The sequence below is a fragment of the Stenotrophomonas sp. ESTM1D_MKCIP4_1 genome (assembly GCF_003086895.1).
Taxonomy (GTDB): domain Bacteria; phylum Pseudomonadota; class Gammaproteobacteria; order Xanthomonadales; family Xanthomonadaceae; genus Stenotrophomonas.
This window is the reverse complement of record NZ_CP026004.1, coordinates 2,951,070-2,968,481: the sequence shown is the minus strand read 5'-3', so window position 1 is coordinate 2,968,481 and position 17,412 is coordinate 2,951,070. Positions and strand designations below refer to the sequence as shown.

Sequence of the window (17,412 nt, the reverse complement as noted above, 5' to 3'; positions counted from 1 at the left end):
CATACCGGCTGCGACCTGATCGTTTCCGTCGCAACGGATGCCGCCGCGGGCGCCAGCCTCTATAATCGGGGGCCACTTTGCCCGCAGTACCGCCATGACCGCTGAAACGGCCGCCGAACTCCACACGATCATCGACCTGATCCGCTACGGCACCAGCCGTTTCAACGAAGCCGGGCTGACCTTCGGGCACAGCTACGACAATGCCCTGGACGAGGCCACCCAGCTGGTGCTGCACAGCCTGCACCTGCCGCATGACCTCGGCCCGGCCTACGGCCAGGCGCGCCTGCTGCAGGCCGAGAAGGTCCGTGTGCTGGAGCTGTTCCAGCGCCGCATCGACGAGCGCATTCCCGCCGCCTACCTGACCGGTGAGGCCTGGTTCGCCGGGCTCAGCTTCAAGAGTGACAGCCGTGCCCTGGTGCCGCGCTCGCCCATCGCCGAGCTGATCGAGTGCGGTTTCGAGCCGTGGCTGGCCGGCCGTGACGTCAGCCGCGCGCTGGACCTGTGCACCGGTTCGGGCTGCATCGCCATCGCCATGGGCCACTACTACCCGAACTGGGAAGTGGACGGCGTCGACCTGAGCGATGACGCGCTGTCGCTGGCCGAAGAGAACAAGGAACGCCTGCAGGCGCACAACGTCACCCTGCTGAAGTCGGACCTGTTCAACGGCCTGACCGGCCGCCACTACGACCTCATCGTCACCAACCCGCCGTACGTCACCAACGACGAGACCGATGCCCTGCCGCAGGAATACGCCTACGAGCCGGAAATGGGCCTGCGTGCCGGCGACGATGGCCTGGACCTGGTGCTGAAGATCCTGCGCGACGCGCCGCTGCACCTGAGCGAAGACGGCCTGCTGATCTGTGAAGTGGGCGAGTCCGAGCAGCATCTGGTCAAGCTGCTGCCGGAAGTCGACTTCGCCTGGATTGAGTTCAAGGTCGGCCAGATGGGCATCTTCGCGGTCGAATGCCGCGAACTGATCGCCCACAGTGCGCGCATCACCGAACTGGCGGCGCTGCGCCCGTGAGTTCCAATTCGTTCGGCAAGCTGTTCACCGTCACCACGTTCGGCGAATCGCACGGGCCGGCCATCGGCTGCGTGATCGATGGGTGCCCGCCGGGGCTGGCGCTGGATGCGGCCGAATTCGCCCATGACCTGCAGCGCCGCGCCACCGGCAAGAGCCGGCACACATCGGCGCGCCGCGAGGCCGACGAAGTCGAGATCCTGTCCGGTGTGTACGAGGGCCTGACCACCGGCACCCCGATCGCGCTGCTGATCCGCAACACCGACCAGCGCAGCAAGGATTACGCGAACATCGGCCAGCAGTTCCGCCCGGGCCATGCCGATTACAGCTACTGGCACAAGTACGGCATCCGCGACCCGCGCGGTGGCGGCCGTTCTTCCGCGCGCGAGACTACCATGCGCGTGGCTGCCGGCGTGGTTGCCAAGAAGTGGCTGGCCGAACGCTTCGGCGTGACCGTGCGTGGCTACCTGTCGCAGCTGGGCGGGATCCGCCCGGCCGGGTTCGACTGGTCGGCGGTGGAGGACAACCCGTTCTTCTGGCCGCACGCCGGACAGGTGCCCGAGCTGGAGGCCTACATGGATGCGCTGCGCAAGTCCGGTGATTCGGTCGGTGCGCGCGTGGACGTGGTGGCCGACAACGTGCCGCCGGGCTGGGGCGAGCCGATCTACGGCAAGCTCGACGGCGACCTCGCCGCCGCGCTGATGAGCATCAATGCAGTGAAGGGCGTGGAGATCGGCGATGGCTTTGCCAGTGCCGCGCAGAAGGGCACCGAACACCGTGACCTGCTCACTCCGCAGGGCTTTGCCAGCAACCATGCCGGCGGCATCCTCGGTGGCATTTCCACCGGCCAGCCGGTGGTCGCCTCCATCGTCCTCAAGCCGACCTCCAGCCTGCGCCTGCCGGGTCCGTCGCTGGATACCGAAGGCAACGTGGTCGAGGTGGTCACCACCGGGCGCCACGACCCCTGCGTCGGCATCCGCGCCACGCCCATCGCCGAGGCGATGATGGCCCTGGTACTGATGGACCAGGCGCTGCGCCACCGTGCGCAGTGCGGTGACGTCGGCACGATCACGCCGCGCATTCCCGGGCAGATCAATGGCTGATTCCCGGCCGACGGTATGGGTGAGCCAGCCGCTGATCGACGCAGCCATCGCGCCGCTGCGCGATCGCGTGCAGCTGCTGGCCACCGACACCGTCACCGCGTGGACGCCGCAGCAGATCGCCGAGCGCCTGGCTTCGGTCGATGGCGCGATCATCACGCTCAACGAGCGCGTCGGCGCGGCCCAGGTGGCCGATGCCGCGCAGCTGCAGGTGATCGCCAACGTCGGCGTCGGCTACAACAACCTGGATGTCGACGCGCTGAGCGCGGCCGGCATCCTCGCCAGCAACACCCCGGACGTGCTCACCGAGACCACGGCCGACCTGGGTTTCGCGCTGCTGATGGCCACCGCGCGCCGCATCACCGAAGCCGAGCGCTGGCTGCGTGACGGCCAGTGGGGCCAGTGGTCGTTCCAGACCATGCTCGGTGCCGATATCCATGGCAGCACGCTGGGCATCCTCGGCATGGGCCGCATCGGCCAGGGCGTGGCCCGCCGTGGCGCGCTCGGGTTCGGCATGAAGGTGCTGTACCACAACCGTTCGCGCCTGCCGGCTGAAACCGAAGCCGCACTGGGCGCGACCTACGTGGACCTGGACACGCTGCTGGCGCAGTCCGACCATCTGGTCACCGTGCTGCCGTACACGCCTGCCTCGCACCACATCATCGATGCGGCCGCACTGGCGAAGATGAAGCCCTCGGCCACCCTGGTGAACATCGCCCGGGGCGGTATCGTCGACGAACTGGCGCTGGCCGATGCGCTGGCCCATGGCCGCCTCGCTGCCGCCGGCCTGGATGTCTATGAAGGCGAGCCGAAGGTGCGCCCGGAGCTGCTGGCCCTGCGCAATGTGGTGCTGACCCCGCATATCGGCAGCGCCTCGCTGGGCACCCGTACCGCCATGGTGCAGCTGGCCGTGGACAACCTGCTGGCCGGCCTCGGCCTGGTCGGCGAACCTGCACGCATGCCGAGCGCGATCAATGCCGACGCGGCCTTCGCCGCGCGTGCCGCGCTGGGCAAAAAAACCGGGAAACGATAGGGAACCTCCGCGCGCCCCGCCTGAGGAGGTTCCCCGAACCCAGCTGTCGTGCGTGAGTTTTCCCCTTCCCGTTTTCGTGAGAGTTCCCCCATGAGCAATGCACAACGCAGCTTCCACGTCGCCATCGTCGGCGCCACCGGTGCGGTCGGCGAGACCATGCTGGCCATCCTGGCCGAGCGCAATTTCCCGGTCGGTACCCTGAGCCTGCTCGCTTCGGAGCGTTCGGCCGGCGGCGAGATCGAGTTTGAAGGCCAGAAGGTGAAGATCCAGGACCTGGCCACCTTCGACCCCGCTGGCGTGGACATCGCCCTGTTCTCGGCCGGTGGCAGCGTGTCCAAGGACTACGCGCCCAAGTTCGCCGCTGCCGGTGCGGTGGTGATCGACAACTCCTCGGCCTTCCGTTACGACGACGACGTGCCGCTGGTGGTGTCCGAGGTCAACCCGGACCAGGTCGGCAACCGTCCGCGCGGCATCATCGCCAACCCGAACTGCTCGACCATGCAGATGCTGGTCGCCCTGGCCCCGCTGCACCGCAAGTACGGCATCGAGCGCATCAATGTCTCCACCTACCAGTCGGTATCCGGCGGTGGTCGTTCGGCGATGGAAGAGCTGGGCAAGCAGACCGGCCAGCTGCTCAGCTTCCAGGACATCGACCCGCAGCGCTTCCCGGTGCAGATCGCCTTCAATCTGATCCCGCACATCGACGACTTCCAGGACAACGGCTTCACCAAGGAAGAGATGAAGCTGGTCTGGGAAACCCGCAAGATCCTCGGTGATGACAGCATCCTGGTGAACCCGACCGCGGTGCGCGTGCCGGTGTTCTACGGTCACTCCGAATCGGTGGCGATCGAGACCCGCGACAAGGTCTCCGTGGCCGAGGCGCGTGCGCTGCTGGAACAGTCGCCGGGCGTGGAAGTGGTGGATCGCCACGAAGCCGGGGGCTACCCGACCCCGGTCACCCATGCCTCGGGCACCGATGCGGTGTACGTCGGCCGCATCCGTGAAGACCTGTCGCACCCGCGCGGCCTGAATCTGTGGATCGTGTCGGACAACGTGCGCAAGGGCGCCGCCTTGAACGCCGTGCAGCTGGCCGAGCTGGTGGCCGCCGAACAGCGCTGATCCGCGCGGTCGCCCCACCGGTAGTGCCGGCCGCTGGCCGGCATTGCCATGATGGTTGGAGCGGCCCGCCGAACAGCGTTGACCCGCTCTTCGGTAGAGTCGAGCTTGCTCGACTGCTCTTGGGACAGTCGAGCAAGCTCGACTCTACCGACCGGCCCTCCCGCTGGCGCGTGCGGACCGGCGTCCGCACGCTTTATAGTGTCGCCCATGACTAAACGGGCCAGGGGCGCAAGGCGCCCGCTCATCCTTCTCTCCGCAGCGCTGCTGGCGTTTGCCAGCAGCTCGGCCATGGCGCTGGGGCTGGGCGACATCCGCGTGCTGTCGCGCCCCGGCCAGCCTCTGCTGGCCGAAATTCCGGTGGTCTCCGCCGATCCTTCCGAACTCGAAAACCTGCGCGTCGCGCTGGCCTCGGCCGCCACCTTCGAGCGGGTCGGCCTGCAGCGGCCCACCGGCCTGGTCAGTGAACTGCAGTTCGAGCTGACCACCAACAGCCAGGGCAGGGCGGTGGTGCGGGTGACCTCGCAGGCCCCGGTGGAAACCCCGTCGCTGAGCTTCCTGATCGAGGCCGACTGGGGACAGGGACGCCTGGTCCGCGAATACTCCGCGCTGGTTGATGCACCGGCCAGCGCGCTGGCCGTGGCCGAGCCGGAAATCGTCGCCCCGGCCGGGGTGCTGTCCAATGCCATCACCCGCGACGCACCGGCACCGGCACCGTCCGCACAGGCGCCGACTGCGGCCCCGCCCGCCGCGGCCCGTCCGGCCACGCCGCGCCCGCGTGCCGCCGCGCCGGCCGCCGCTGCCGATGGCAGCATCACCGTGCAGCAGGGCCAGACCCTTTCGCAGATTGCCGGTGCACTGGCCCGTGGCAACCAGATCAGCCGCGAGCGGGCGATGATCGCCCTGCTGCGCGCCAATCCGGAAGCCTTCATCCGTGGCAACGTCAACCTGCTCAAGCAGGGCGCGGTGCTGCGCGTGCCCGGCGCCGATGCCCTCGCCGCGATCGATGGCAACGAAGCCGCCGCGCTGGTCCGCGAGCATGCCGCGCAGTGGCGGCAGGCGCGCACCGTGCCGCAGCCCGCCGGTGCCCCGGCCCCGGCCCCGGCGAACGCTGCGGCTGCGACCGTTGCCGTCTCCGCCGGGGCACGTCTTGAGATCGCTCCGGCGCTGGCGTCTGACGCCACACACGCGGGCACAACCACCGGCACCGGTGCCGGCAGCGAGGGTGACATGCTGGGCAATGAACAACTGCGGCAGGCCAGGGAAGACGTTGCCACCCGCGATGCCGAGATCGGCGAGCTGAAGCAGCGCGTGGCCGAACTGGAGAAGCTGAAGGAGCAGCAGCAGTCGCTGATTGCCATGAAGGACAACGATCTGGCCGCTGCCCAGCAGCGCCTGGCGCAGCCACCCGCGACGACCGCTGGCGGCACCCCGTGGTACTGGCTGGGCCTGCCGCTGCTGTTGCTGGTCGCCGCTGCCGCCTGGCTGCTGCGCCGGCGCAAGCCTTCACCGCTGCCGCCACTGCGCGAGGAGGGCGATGCCGTTGCCCTGGCCGCTGCGGTGCCTGCGGGCGCCGCGCTGGATTCGCTGGCCGAGCAGTCGTCGTGGTCCGCTGGTCACGAGGAGGACGGCCGACAGGAACCTGCGATGCCGGCCTGGGCCGTCGAAGAAGATCACTCCGCTCAGCCGCCCCTCCACCCGGAGCAGGCCGAAAAGGCCGAACCCGCGCCGCTTGCACCCGGGAACGAGGTCGCTGAAGCACCCGAGGCATCCTGGCAGGTGGGCGCACTGGTCACCGACGAGGGCGTCGAACTGCCGCCGGCGGTGAGCGACGCGCCGCGCTGGGACGAGCCCGAGCCTGAGCCCGCCGCGCCGGAACCGACCGACCAGGCCGCTGGGCCTGCCAACGAATCCAGCGTGCCCGATTACGCCCTGCATGCAGAGCAGCAGCCGGAATTCCGGGGCGTGTTCGATCTGCCGGCCGAACCGGTGGACGATGCGACGCCTGCGGCGGAAGCCGCGGACGATGCGGCGCCGACCCATGAATCCAGCGGCCACGACTGGGCCCCGCGCCCGGGCCAGGAGCGCCTGGAACTGGCCATCGCCTACCTGGATCTGGGGGATGCGCAGACCGCGCGCACCCTGCTGGAGGAAGTCGCCACCGACGGCGACGTGCATTGCCAGGCCCAGGCGCGCGAACTGCTCGCCCGGCTGGACTGACCCCAGGACCGGAGGCGCTGCCCATGACCCGTGACAACCGCATCGACTACGTCGAATTCGCCTCGACCGATCCGGCGGCCAGCCGCGCCTTCTTCGAGGCCGTGTTCGGCTGGTCCTTCGTCGACTATGGCGAGGACTACACCGCCTTCGACGATGGCCGTCTGCAGGGCGGCTTCTTCCGTGGCCAGCCGCAGCGTGCCGAGACCGGCGCGCCGCTGCTGGTGCTGTATGCCGATCAGCTGGCACCGGTCGAAGCGGCCGTCCGTGCGGCCGGTGGGCAGATCGTCCGGCCCGTTTTCTCTTTCCCTGGTGGCAGCCGCTTCCAGTTCGTCGAGCCCGGTGGCAACGAACTGGCGGTCTGGTCCGAACGCGACCCGGCCTGAGCGCCGCGCCACCCGCAACATCGAGGTAGCAGCACATGCGTTACGCGCTCGGCGTCGAATATGACGGCAGCGAATTCAGGGGGTGGCAGAACCTGGGCGAAGGCGGACCCAGCGTCCAGGCCAGCCTGGAGCACGCCCTTTCATCGGTGGCCGATACGCCGCTGCAGGTGGTCTGTGCCGGCCGCACCGATGCCGGCGTGCACGGACAGTGCCAGGTCGTGCATTTCGACACCGACGTGGTGCGCGACCCGCGCGCCTGGATGCTCGGCACCACCACCCGCCTGCCGCGCTCGATCGCCGTACGCTGGTGCGTGCCGGTGGCCGACGATTTCCATGCCCGTTTCTCGGCGCGGGCCCGCCGTTACCGCTACCGCCTGCTCAACCGCGAGGTGCGTCCGGCACTGGACCGGCAGACCCTGAGCTGGGAGCGGCGTGCACTGGACGAGACCCTCATGCACGCCGCCGGACAGGCCCTGCTCGGCGAGAACGACTTCAGCGCCTTCCGCTCGGTACAGTGCCAGGCGCTGCATGCGCGGCGTGAAGTGCAGGCACTGCAGGTGAGCCGGCAGGGCGAGGTCATCGAGGTGGCCGTACGAGGCAATGCATTCCTTCATCACATGGTCCGCAATATCGTCGGTTCGCTGATCCTGGTTGGCAGCGGCGAGAAACCGGTGGAATGGATCGCCGAGCTGCTGGCAGGACGCGACCGAACCGTTGCCGGCCCCACTGCACCTCCGCAAGGGCTGGTGTTCCTGGGGCCGCTGTACCCCGACAACTGGCAACTGCCTGCCGAGGTCACTTTATGAGCCGCTCCTACTACCGTACCCGCATCAAGTTCTGTGGCATGACCCGCGCGGGCGATGTGCGCCTGGCCGGCGAACTGGGCGTGGACGCGGTGGGTTTCATCTTTGCCCGTGAAAGCAGCCGGCGGGTGGCGCCGGCCGAAGCCCGCGCAATGCGCCAGGCGATCGCGCCGATGGTGGATGTGGTCGCCCTGTTCCGCAACAACAGCAAGGAAGAAGTGCGTGAGGTGCTGCGCACCGTGCGTCCGACCCTGCTGCAGTTCCATGGCGAAGAAGATGAAAGCTTCTGCCGCAGCTTCAACATGCCGTATCTGAAAGCCATCGCCATGGGGGGGCGCGAAGAGGTCAACGCGCGCACCCTGCAGCTGCGCTATCCCAGCGCGGCCGGCTTCCTGTTCGACAGCCACGCGCCGGGTGGCGGTGGCGGTACCGGCGTGGCCTTCGACTGGACCCGCATCCCGACGGGCCTGCACCGCCCGTTCCTGCTTGCCGGCGGGCTGAACCCGGAAAACGTGAAGGAAGCGATCCTGGCGACGCTGCCGTGGGGTGTGGATGTCTCCAGCGGCATCGAGAGCGAGCCCGGCATCAAGGATGGTTACAAGATGCGCACGTTCGTCGAAGAGGTCCGCAGTGCCGACTGCACCGTGCTGGAATGACCCCGGCATGACCTCGAACGCGTGACCGCCTGCGGGCGGCACGCGTCTTCACATTTGTCCCTGCACGTCCTCTTCACATAGGATGGAAGGGAAGCCATGGCCATGAAGGCCCTGGTGGGATCGACGGAACCGCCTCCGGCGGATTCCGAACGGGCACCACGCGCCCACAGCCCGGGAAGGCAAAGCGATGCAGGAATTCCTCACCGTCGTGTTCGGTTACCCGACCCTGCCGTACAGCATCGTGCTGGCGGTATCGCTGGTCTATTGGGGGCTTGCCGCATTTGGCCTGGTCGATGACGGTTTCGGCGATCTCGGCGCCGACGGTGCCCTGGATGGCGGCAGCGACCTCAGCGGCCTGTCAGCCCTGCTGCAGCGCTTCGGGCTGGGCGGTGTGCCGGTCATGGTCGTGGTCACCCTGCTGGGGTTCTTCGGCTGGGCCTTGACCTACTTCATCCATCTGTTCGTACTGTTGCCGCTCCCGGACCTGCTGCGCTGGGGTTTCGGCACGCTGGTGGCGGTGCTCGCGCCGCTGCCGGCGGTGCCGCTCACCGCGCTGCTGCTGCGGCCCATCCGCCAGTTCCTGCAGCGGCTGCAGCCGGTCGCGCAGGCATCCCTGCTGGGCCGGGTGGGCATCGTCGCCTCGCCCAGGGTGGACGCCCGCAGCGGCCACGCCAACGTGGACGACGGCGGCGCCGGGCTGGTGCTCCAGGTGCGCAGCGACATCGAGCTGCAGCGTGGAGAGCGCATCGTGCTGGTCGAGCACGTGGCCGAACAGCACTACTACCGGGTGGTCCGCGCTGATGCGGTCGCCCTCGATTTCCAGGACAACCTGCTTCCGGGCAACAAGGAGAATCACTGATGAGTTTCGCTGGCGCGGCCCCCTTCCTGATCGGGATCATCGTCGTTGTAGGCCTGCTGCTGGGCCTGGCGGGATTGTTCAAGGCCTTCTACCGCAAGGTCGACCAGGGCGTGGCCCTGATCGTCAACGACATGAGTGCCACGCCCAAGGTGCACTTCACCGGTGCACTCATCATCCCGGTGCTGTACCGCGCCGAGCTGATGCGCATCAGCCTGATCACCCTGCAGATCGACCGCCGCGGCAAGGAAGGCCTGATCTGCCGCGACAACATGCGTGCCGACATCGCCGTGGCCTTCTATCTGCGGGTCAACGAAACCCAGGCCGACGTGCTGCGCGTGGCCAAGGCCATCGGCGCCGACCGTGCCTCGGACAAGCACGCGGTGGATGAACTGTTCAATGCCAAGTTCTCCGAAGCGCTGAAGACGGTCGGCAAGAAGTTCGACTTCACCGAACTGTTCGAGAAGCGCCAGGAGTTCCGCGACGAGATCATCGCCGTCATCGGCAACGATCTGAACGGCTATGTGCTGGAAGACGTGGCCATCGACTATCTGGAACAGACCCCGAAGTCGCTGCTGGACCAGTTCAACATCCTCGACGCGCAGGGCATCCGCAAGATCACCGAACTGACGGCCGCGCAGAACGTGGTGACCAACGAGCTGGAGCAGAACGAGAAGCTCGCCATCACCAAGAAGAACGTCGAGGCCCGCGAAGCACTGCTGGCCCTGGAACGCCAGCAGGCCGAGGCCGAGGCGCGGCAGAAGCGCGAGATCGAAACCATCCGCGCCCGCGAGGAAGCCGAGACCGCCAAGGTGCAGGAAGAACAGCGCCAGCTGTCCGAAAATGCCCGCATCGAAGCCCAGCAGCTGATCGAGATCCGCGACCAGAACCGCCTGCGCGAAGTGGAAGTGGCCGAGCAGAACCGCCAGCGCGCGGTGGCCATCGAAGCCGAGCGGGTGGAACGTGCCCGCCAGCTGGAGCAGGTCACCACCGACCGCGAAGTGCAGCTGCAGGGCGTGGAGCGCGACAAGGTGGTCGAGCAGGGCAAGATGGATGTGGCCAACATCACCCGCGAACGCATCTCCATCGACAAGACCGTGGCCCAGGAAGAAGAACGCATCAAGGAAGTGCGCGAAGTCTCCGAAGCCGACCGCCAGAAGCAGGTGCTGATCCTGGAAGCCGAAGCCAAGGCGCAGGAAGCGCTGGTGCGCGAAGTGAAGGAAGCCCAGGCACGCGAGACCGCCTCCAAGCACCGCGCGGTGGAACTGACCACGCTGGCCCAGGCCGAGCACGAAGCGGCCGGCAAGCAGGCCGAGGCCAAGCGCCTGCTGGCCGATGCGTTCCGTGCCGAACAGGCCGCACCCGGCCTGGCCGAAGCGCAGGTCCGTGAAGCCTCGGCGCTGGCCATCGAAAAGGTCGGTATTGCCGAAGCCCGCGTGATCGAAGCCAAGGCCGATGCCACCCTGAAGCAGGGCAGCAACGAGGCCCGCGTGCTGGCCGAGACGCTGCAGGCACAGGCGCAGGGCGAAGAGAAGATGGGCCTGGCCCGCGCCACCGCCACCGAATCGCTGGGCAACGCCGAAGCCGGCGTGGTGCAGAAGAAGCTGCTGGCCGAAGCCGAGGGCCTGGTGCGCAAGTTCGAGGCCATCGCCTCGCTGAGCGACCAGGCACGTGGCCACGAAGAGTTCCGCATGATGCTGGACAACAGCCTGAAGCAGGCGCTCGCCTCCATCGAGGCCGGCAAGGAAGTCTCCCGCGAGAACGCCAACGTCATTGCCAGCGCGCTGCGCAATGCCGACATCGATCTGGTCGGCGGCGACGGCGGCATGTTCGAGAATCTGGTCAAGGCCGTGTCGCTGGGCAAGTCGATTGAAGGCTTCGCCGGCAAGAGCCCGATCGTGCAGGAGCTGATGCAGCGCTACCTGGGCGTGGCCGTGGCCGAACCGGCTCCGCGGCAGATCGCCGAGGATGCCGATGCGGCGCCGACGGTGTCGGCCGCCGTGGTCGACAGCGCCCGTTGATGCATCGGGCGGTGGCCATCCGGCCATCGCCCGCCCGTGCCGGCCGCAACCACGGCCGGCCGTCCGTGAGCCGGAAGCCTGCTGATGTCTGAAACCCATCCGTCCGCCGAAACCACCGCGCCGGAGGCCGGCGGCAACACCGTCGACCAGGCGGTTGCCCAGGGCGGTGCCTACGAAGTCCTGCGCCGCCGCTTGGGCGAACAGGGCCAGCGCCTGCAGGCGCTGGCCGAGACGCTCAACCGCCAGCGCCTGGCGGAATTCGGCGACAGCCGGCTGGAGGTGGTCGGCCGCTTCCGTATCCGCAGCGAGAACAACTGCGTCGGCCGTGACATCGTCCAGGTCGGGCCCGACCGCCTGTTGTTCGGCTACAACGTGTTCATCGGGCTCAAGACCCACACCCGCATCGAGGATGTGTTCGGCCTGTACCGGCTGGTGCAGGGCAAGGAGGGATACGACGTCGCGTCGCTGGAGCTGAAGGGCAGCTTCCTCGACCAGCCCGGTTTCGTGCACGATTTCAACGAGCTGTACGCCTATTACAAGCATGCGCGCCTGCTGCAGCTGATCGTGGTGGGCGACAAGCTGCTGGCCTCGTTCCAGATCGGTGAGCGCAGCAGTGACGTGCGCGTGTTCCGCTGGGCGATGTCCCGCGAAGGCGAACTGACCTACCTCGATGCGCGCGGCGAACGCGATATCGCACTGCCGCCGCCGTTCGATTTTGAATGGACCAAGGCCACCCGCGATCTCGCGGTCAACGGTCGGCATTCGCATCTGAACATCCTCGACACCCTGTTCGTGGAAACGACCGGTGGTGACCTGACCATCAAGGTCGAGAACAACACCGAAACCGGGCAGGGCATCTACAGCGAGCCGGTGGAGGACAGCACCCAGTCGCTGGACGACGCCCAGTTCGAGTTCGCCCGTGTCGGTTCGCTGCTGCTGCTGAAGGTGCTGCCCTACCGCGAAACCCTGTGGCGCGGCCTGATCTACAACACCCTCACCGGCGACATCGTGCGCAACGACGCCATCGTCCAGGCCTGCGTGCAGCTGCCGGAAGACCACGGCGTGATCTTCCCCGGTGGCTATTACCTGCAGGGCGGCGAACACAAGGCCTTCGACGCCTCGATGGCAGGCATGCAGTTCAAGCGCAGCATCCGCTCGCCCAACGGCGAAGACGTGCTGTACATCTTCTACGAGCGGGAAGGTGGGCGTTCTGCGCTGTTCGTCTACAACACCATCCAGCGCGTGCTGCAGAACCCCGTGTTCGGCCACGGTTACGCCTTCATGCAGGACGGGCGCATGGTGCTGTTCCATGCCGAGGGCGTCGAACCCACCCGCATCCATCCGATGCAGGTGTGGCAGACCCCGTTCAGCAGTGACGAGTTCGCTGCCAGCCGCCCGCCCGGCAACACCTTCATGGGCCGCATCGGCAATGCCGAGCTGGTGCGGGGCATTTCCAATCTGTACAACCTGGCCCGCGAGATCGAAGGCGAGGATGTGTCGGTGCAGCGCTACCAGCGCCTGGTGGCCGACACCCGCCGCCTGTTCGACGCACACCACTGGCTGGGCGACGAGGCCTGTGATGGCGCCGAGGCACTGCTGCGGCAGATCAGTGCCACCGGCGAGTCCGTGCTCGATGAGTACGAAAAGGTCCAGTCCATCCGCGAGCAGTCGGCACAGGCGATGGTCGAGGCCGAGGCGACCTACAAGGCACTGCTGGGCCGGCTGCAGCCGCAGAACTGGAACGAGGTCCAAGCCTTCGTCGAAGCACTCAACGACATCACCGCGCTGCGCGGGCGCCTGCTGACCCTGCGCGAGCTGCGCTACATCGACACCGCCCGCATCGAAGCCATGGCCGCCGAGCTGGTGCAGGCACAGGACCGCGTCGGTGCCGCGACCGGCACCTTCCTGGCCGGCGATGCCGCACTGGCACCGCTGGGCAGCCGCCTGCAGGCCCTGGATGAAGCTGCCCAGCAGGCCAGCAGCGCGCGCCTGCTGGACGAGCAGCTGGACGGCATGCGCGGCATGGCTGCCGACCTGGACATGCTGTCCGAGCTGATGGCCGGGCTGAAGGTGGACGATGCCACGGCGCGCACCCGCGTGGTCGAGTCGATTTCGGCGCTGTATGGCCGGCTGAACCAGGCGCGCACGCGCGCCGAACAGCGCCGACGCACCCTGGGTTCGGCCGAGGCCGTGGCCCAGTTCGCCGCGCAGTTCGCGCTGTTCTCGCAGTCCATCACCAGTGCGCTGGCGATGGCCAGCGACCCGGAGAAGGCCGACGAACAGCTGTCGCGCCTGCTGGTGCAGCTGGAAGAGCTGGAAAGCCAGTTCGGTGAGCACGAGCAGTTCCTCGGCGACATCCTCAGCAAGCGCGAGGAACTGGTCGAGGCGTTCGAGACGCACAAGCAGGCGCTGCTGGACGACCGCCAGCGCAAGGCGCGGTCGGTGCTCGATGCAGCCAACCGCATCCTGGATGGGCTGGCCAAGCGCACCGAGCGCTTTGCCAGCGCCGATGAACTCAACGCGTTCTTTGCCGGCGATCCGCTGATCCTCAAGCTGCGCGAACTGGCCGAGCGGCTGCGCGCGTTGCGCGACAACGTCAAGGCCGACGACATCGAAGCGCGCCTGAAGGGCGTGCGTGACCAGGCGGTGCGCCAGCTGCGCGACCGCAGTGACCTCTATGAAGCCGGTGGCAACGTGGTCCGGCTCGGGCCGCGCCACCGCTTCAGCGTCAACACCCAGACGCTGGACCTGACCCTGCTGCCGCGCGGCGACACGCTGGCCATCCACCTCACCGGCACCGATTTCCTGGAAACCCTGCACGACCCGGAACTGGATGCGCTCAAACCGTTCTGGCCGGTGACGCTGGATTCGGAATCCGAAGCGATCTACCGCGGTGAATATCTGGCCGGCAGCCTGCTGCTGGCTGCGCAGGCCGGACAGGATGGGCTGGACCTGGCCCAGCTGCAGCACGAAGTAGCGGATCCGGCCGCGCTGGACCAGCGCGTACGCGCCTTCGCCGCACCGCGGTACCGCGAAGGCTACGAACGCGGCATCCACGATCACGATGCCGCGCTGATCCTGCGCGCACTGCTGCCCCTGCAGCAGTCGGCGGGCACCTTGCGCCACGCGCCACATGTGCGTGCACTGGCCCTGCTGTTCTGGGCGGCCGAGCAGCGCAACGAAGCCGTGGCGCAGTGGCCGGCCCGCCAGGCCGGTGCCGATGCCATCGCTCGCCTGTTCGGGTCCGACGAGGGCCGTCAGGCGCTGCGCGCGGAAATGGCTGTTGCCCTGGAAGCGTTCGTGCAGGCGCAGGCGCTGCCGTTCGACGCCGCCGCGATCGAAGGTGCGGCCGCCTACCTGGCGGACGAACTGGGCGCCGGTGACCCGGTGTTTGCCAGCAGCCGGCATGCGCTGGCGCTGCTGGAAGCACTGCAGCAGCAGCTTGAGCAGGCCGGGCAGCGCGAGGCGCTGGAACGCGCGCTGCAGCGCGGGCAGGATCCGCTGTCGCTGCGCTGGGCGCTGGCCGGGCAGTGGCTGCGCGCGCTGGGCCGGCTGCCGGCCCATGCCGCCCATGCCGGTTACGTCGACGAGGCTGCCGCATTGTTGATGGTGCAGCGCCAGCTGCGCACCCGCGCCAGTGATGCCACGCTGCGGGTGGAGGTGAGCGGCCTGCTGGGTGAGCATCCGCGCATCCAGCAGGGCACGCTGGCGCTGTCGCTGGATGATTTCCTGGCCCGCCTGCAGGCACACGTGCAGCAGTTCGTGCCCGCATTCCACGCCTACCAGGCCGTGCGCCAGGGCATCATCAACCGCGAGCGGCAGACCCTGCGCCTGTCCGAATTCAAGGCGCGGCCGCTGTCCTCCTTCGTCCGCAACAAGCTCATCAACGACGTCTACCTCGGCGTCATCGGCGACAACCTGGCCAAGCAGATGGGCACGGTGGGCGAGAACAAGCGCAGCGACCTGATGGGCCTGCTGATGATGATTTCGCCACCGGGCTACGGCAAGACCACGCTGATGGAATACGTGGCACACCGGCTGGGCCTGGTCTTCATGAAGATCAACGGCCCGGCGCTGGGCCACGACGTGCGCTCGCTGGACCCGGAACAGGCGCCCGACGCCACCTCGCGGCAGGAGCTGGAAAAGCTCAACCTGGCCCTGGAGATGGGCAACAACACCATGCTGTATGTCGACGACATCCAGCACACCCATCCCGAGTTCCTGCAGAAGTTCATCTCCCTGTGCGATGGCACCCGCCGCATCGAAGGCGTGTGGCGTGGCCGCACGCGCACGTACGACATGCGTGGCAAGAAGTTCTGCGTGGTGATGGCCGGCAACCCGTATACCGAGTCCGGCGAGGTGTTCAAGATTCCGGACATGCTGGCCAACCGTGCCGACATCTACAACCTCGGCGATGTGCTGGGGGGCATGGAAGCTGCGTTCACGCTCAGCTACATCGAGAACAGCCTGACGTCCAACCCGGTACTGGCACCGCTGGCCACCCGTGACATGGCCGATCTGTACCTGCTGGTCGACCGGGCGATGGGCAAGGACGTGTCCACCAACGGGCTCAGTCACGCCTACAGCGGTGCGGAGATCAACGAGATCACCGCCACCCTGCAGCGCATGCTGCGCGTGCGCGATGTGGTCTACCGGGTCAACCAGCAGTACATCGCCAGCGCCGCACAGGATGATCGTTACCGCACCGAGCCGCCGTTCCGCCTGCAGGGCAGCTACCGCAACATGAACAAGCTGGCCGAGAAAATCTCGCCGGTGATGAACGAGGACGAGCTGCAGCAGCTGATCTCCGACCACTACCTGGGCGAGGCGCAGCTGCTGACCACCGGGGCCGAGGAGAACCTGCTGAAGCTGGGCGAGCTGCGCGGTGTGCTGGACGACGCGCAGGCGCAGCGCTGGGCGCAGATCAAGCGAGATTTCCTGCGCAACAAGGCCATGGGTGCCGACGACAGCGATGTCGGTGGGCGTGTGGTCGCACAGCTGGCCGACATCGCCACGGCCCTGCAGCTGCCGCCGCCGCCCGCGCCGGTTTCCGCGGCGGAGCCGGCACCCTGGCCCGCGTTGCTTGAAGCCCTGCAGCGCCTGGCCGAGGTGCGCCCGGCGGCGGCCGCACCGGTCCCGGTCGCCGAGCCGGTGGCGATCGCTGCGCCCAGTGCAGCGGCCACGCCGCTGGCCGACGATCTGCAGGCCGGGCTGGCGCCGTTGGTGCAGCTGCTGGCTGCCTCGCAGGCACAACAGGCGCAGGTGTCGCAGACCCTGGCCGCGTTCGCCGGGTGGGCGCGGCAGCAGGTTGAAGGTGCGGCTGGCAACAGTGCCACCGCAGTGCGTCGTCCGCGCGTGCGCCGGGCCAGCACGCCGGAGGAGCGCGCGCTGGATGAAGCGCTGATGCGCCATTTCTACGGCGAGTCGCTGCCGGCGGATGCCGCCGACGGTGGGTCGGCTGACAGCACACCGATGCCGCCGCCGTTGCCATGACCGACGCTGCGCCGCTGCCAGAGCCGCAACGGCCGGACACGGTCGATGTCGCACAGCTGGCCGACTACGGCGCGCCGTTGCTGCAGGCGCTGGCGGCGCGCGACGTGGCATTGCCCGAGGCGGCCGGCGACGGACTGGTCTCGGCGCTCGCACGCATTGCGCTGGCCCTGCAGGCGGCCGATCCGGCGCGCCTGCGCCGCCAGGAAAGCTGGTGGGGCCGCCTGCTGGGCCGCGATGTGGAACGTGAAGCAGAAGGGCGCGGGTTGCAGGCGCAGTTGGGGGTGCTCGCCCTTCAGGCGCGCGAGCAGGCGCACCAGCTGCAGCAGCAGATGGCGCCGCGTGCCACCGCCATCCGCGCAGCGGAGCAGGCCGCAGACGCCCTGCAGGCCTGGGCGGATGCCGCCGCAGCCTGGCTGCCGATGCTTGAAGACGGCGGCCAGGCCGCGCTGGCGCCCCGCATCGACCACCTGCAGCGCCTGGCGGCGCTGCGGCGCATCGACGCCGGGCAATGGCAGCTGCTGCAGGACCAGGACGAGGTGCTGCTGCAGCGCTTCGCCCGTATCCACGATGTCCTGCTGCCGGCGTGGCGGCAGGCTGCACTGGCCGCGCAGGCCGCGACCGGCGCCGTCCGTGCCGGGCAGGTGGCCGCGCTGCATGCACAGATCGATGACGAGGTTGCGGCGGCTCAGGCTAGACTGCGCTGAGCCGGC

The 17,412-nt window shown here is 68.2% G+C and carries 12 protein-coding genes; all 12 read left to right on the top strand.

Annotated features, from left to right (window positions below):
- Positions 1–94: 94 nt before the first annotated feature.
- The 12 genes from prmB (at position 95) to C1924_RS13590 (ending at position 17,406) form a co-directional block, all read left to right on the top strand.
- Entirely contained in the window at positions 95–1,024 is a 930-nt protein-coding gene (prmB, locus tag C1924_RS13645; protein ID WP_108765787.1) for a 50S ribosomal protein L3 N(5)-glutamine methyltransferase, read from the top strand.
- On the top strand, positions 1,021–2,124 hold the full coding sequence (gene aroC / locus C1924_RS13640; protein WP_108765786.1) for a chorismate synthase: 1,104 nt from the start codon (positions 1,021–1,023) through the stop codon (positions 2,122–2,124). The genes prmB and aroC overlap by 4 nt, the downstream gene beginning before the upstream one ends.
- Complete coding sequence (locus tag C1924_RS13635) at positions 2,117–3,154, top strand: D-glycerate dehydrogenase (RefSeq protein WP_108765785.1); 1,038 nt, start codon at positions 2,117–2,119, stop codon at positions 3,152–3,154. Before aroC ends, C1924_RS13635 begins: the two co-directional genes overlap by 8 nt.
- Positions 3,155–3,244: 90 nt before the next feature.
- Positions 3,245–4,273: an aspartate-semialdehyde dehydrogenase gene (locus C1924_RS13630; protein ID WP_108765784.1), complete on the top strand. Its 1,029-nt coding sequence runs from the start codon at positions 3,245–3,247 to the stop codon at positions 4,271–4,273.
- A 207-nt stretch (positions 4,274–4,480) separates the two neighbouring features.
- Positions 4,481–6,490, top strand: coding sequence for a FimV/HubP family polar landmark protein (locus tag C1924_RS13625; RefSeq protein WP_108765783.1), 2,010 nt, complete (start codon positions 4,481–4,483; stop codon positions 6,488–6,490).
- Between the two features lie 23 nt (positions 6,491–6,513).
- On the top strand, positions 6,514–6,873 hold the full coding sequence (locus C1924_RS13620) for a VOC family protein (RefSeq protein ID WP_108765782.1): 360 nt from the start codon (positions 6,514–6,516) through the stop codon (positions 6,871–6,873).
- A 35-nt stretch (positions 6,874–6,908) separates the two neighbouring features.
- Positions 6,909–7,679 carry a tRNA pseudouridine(38-40) synthase TruA gene (gene truA, locus C1924_RS13615; RefSeq protein WP_108765781.1) on the top strand — a complete coding sequence of 257 codons (771 nt, stop codon included), beginning with the start codon at positions 6,909–6,911 and terminating at the stop codon, positions 7,677–7,679.
- On the top strand, positions 7,676–8,332 hold the full coding sequence (locus tag C1924_RS13610; RefSeq protein ID WP_108765780.1) for a phosphoribosylanthranilate isomerase: 657 nt from the start codon (positions 7,676–7,678) through the stop codon (positions 8,330–8,332). The genes truA and C1924_RS13610 overlap by 4 nt, the downstream gene beginning before the upstream one ends.
- Before the next feature lie 187 nt (positions 8,333–8,519).
- A complete protein-coding gene (locus C1924_RS13605; RefSeq protein ID WP_108765779.1) occupies positions 8,520–9,191 on the top strand; it encodes an OB-fold-containig protein in 672 nt (223 codons plus the stop codon).
- Complete coding sequence (locus C1924_RS13600; RefSeq protein WP_108765778.1) at positions 9,191–11,209, top strand: hypothetical protein; 2,019 nt, start codon at positions 9,191–9,193, stop codon at positions 11,207–11,209. Before C1924_RS13605 ends, C1924_RS13600 begins: the two co-directional genes overlap by 1 nt.
- Positions 11,210–11,293: 84 nt before the next feature.
- Positions 11,294–16,702 (top strand): DNA repair ATPase, encoded by a 5,409-nt coding sequence (locus tag C1924_RS20680; protein ID WP_108765777.1) that lies wholly within the window; start codon positions 11,294–11,296, stop codon positions 16,700–16,702.
- A complete protein-coding gene (locus C1924_RS13590; RefSeq protein ID WP_108765776.1) occupies positions 16,699–17,406 on the top strand; it encodes a hypothetical protein in 708 nt (235 codons plus the stop codon). The genes C1924_RS20680 and C1924_RS13590 overlap by 4 nt, the downstream gene beginning before the upstream one ends.
- The last annotated feature ends 6 nt before the right edge of the window (positions 17,407–17,412 follow it).

Coding starts and splice junctions, on each gene's coding strand:
- prmB (WP_108765787.1), top strand. CDS start 95: ATGACCGCTGAAACGGCCGCCGAACTCCACACGATCATCGACCTGATC.
- C1924_RS13635 (WP_108765785.1), top strand. CDS start 2,117: ATGGCTGATTCCCGGCCGACGGTATGGGTGAGCCAGCCGCTGATCGAC.
- C1924_RS13630 (WP_108765784.1), top strand. CDS start 3,245: ATGAGCAATGCACAACGCAGCTTCCACGTCGCCATCGTCGGCGCCACC.
- C1924_RS13625 (WP_108765783.1), top strand. CDS start 4,481: ATGACTAAACGGGCCAGGGGCGCAAGGCGCCCGCTCATCCTTCTCTCC.
- C1924_RS13620 (WP_108765782.1), top strand. CDS start 6,514: ATGACCCGTGACAACCGCATCGACTACGTCGAATTCGCCTCGACCGAT.
- truA (WP_108765781.1), top strand. CDS start 6,909: ATGCGTTACGCGCTCGGCGTCGAATATGACGGCAGCGAATTCAGGGGG.
- C1924_RS13610 (WP_108765780.1), top strand. CDS start 7,676: ATGAGCCGCTCCTACTACCGTACCCGCATCAAGTTCTGTGGCATGACC.
- C1924_RS13605 (WP_108765779.1), top strand. CDS start 8,520: ATGCAGGAATTCCTCACCGTCGTGTTCGGTTACCCGACCCTGCCGTAC.
- C1924_RS13600 (WP_108765778.1), top strand. CDS start 9,191: ATGAGTTTCGCTGGCGCGGCCCCCTTCCTGATCGGGATCATCGTCGTT.
- C1924_RS20680 (WP_108765777.1), top strand. CDS start 11,294: ATGTCTGAAACCCATCCGTCCGCCGAAACCACCGCGCCGGAGGCCGGC.
- C1924_RS13590 (WP_108765776.1), top strand. CDS start 16,699: ATGACCGACGCTGCGCCGCTGCCAGAGCCGCAACGGCCGGACACGGTC.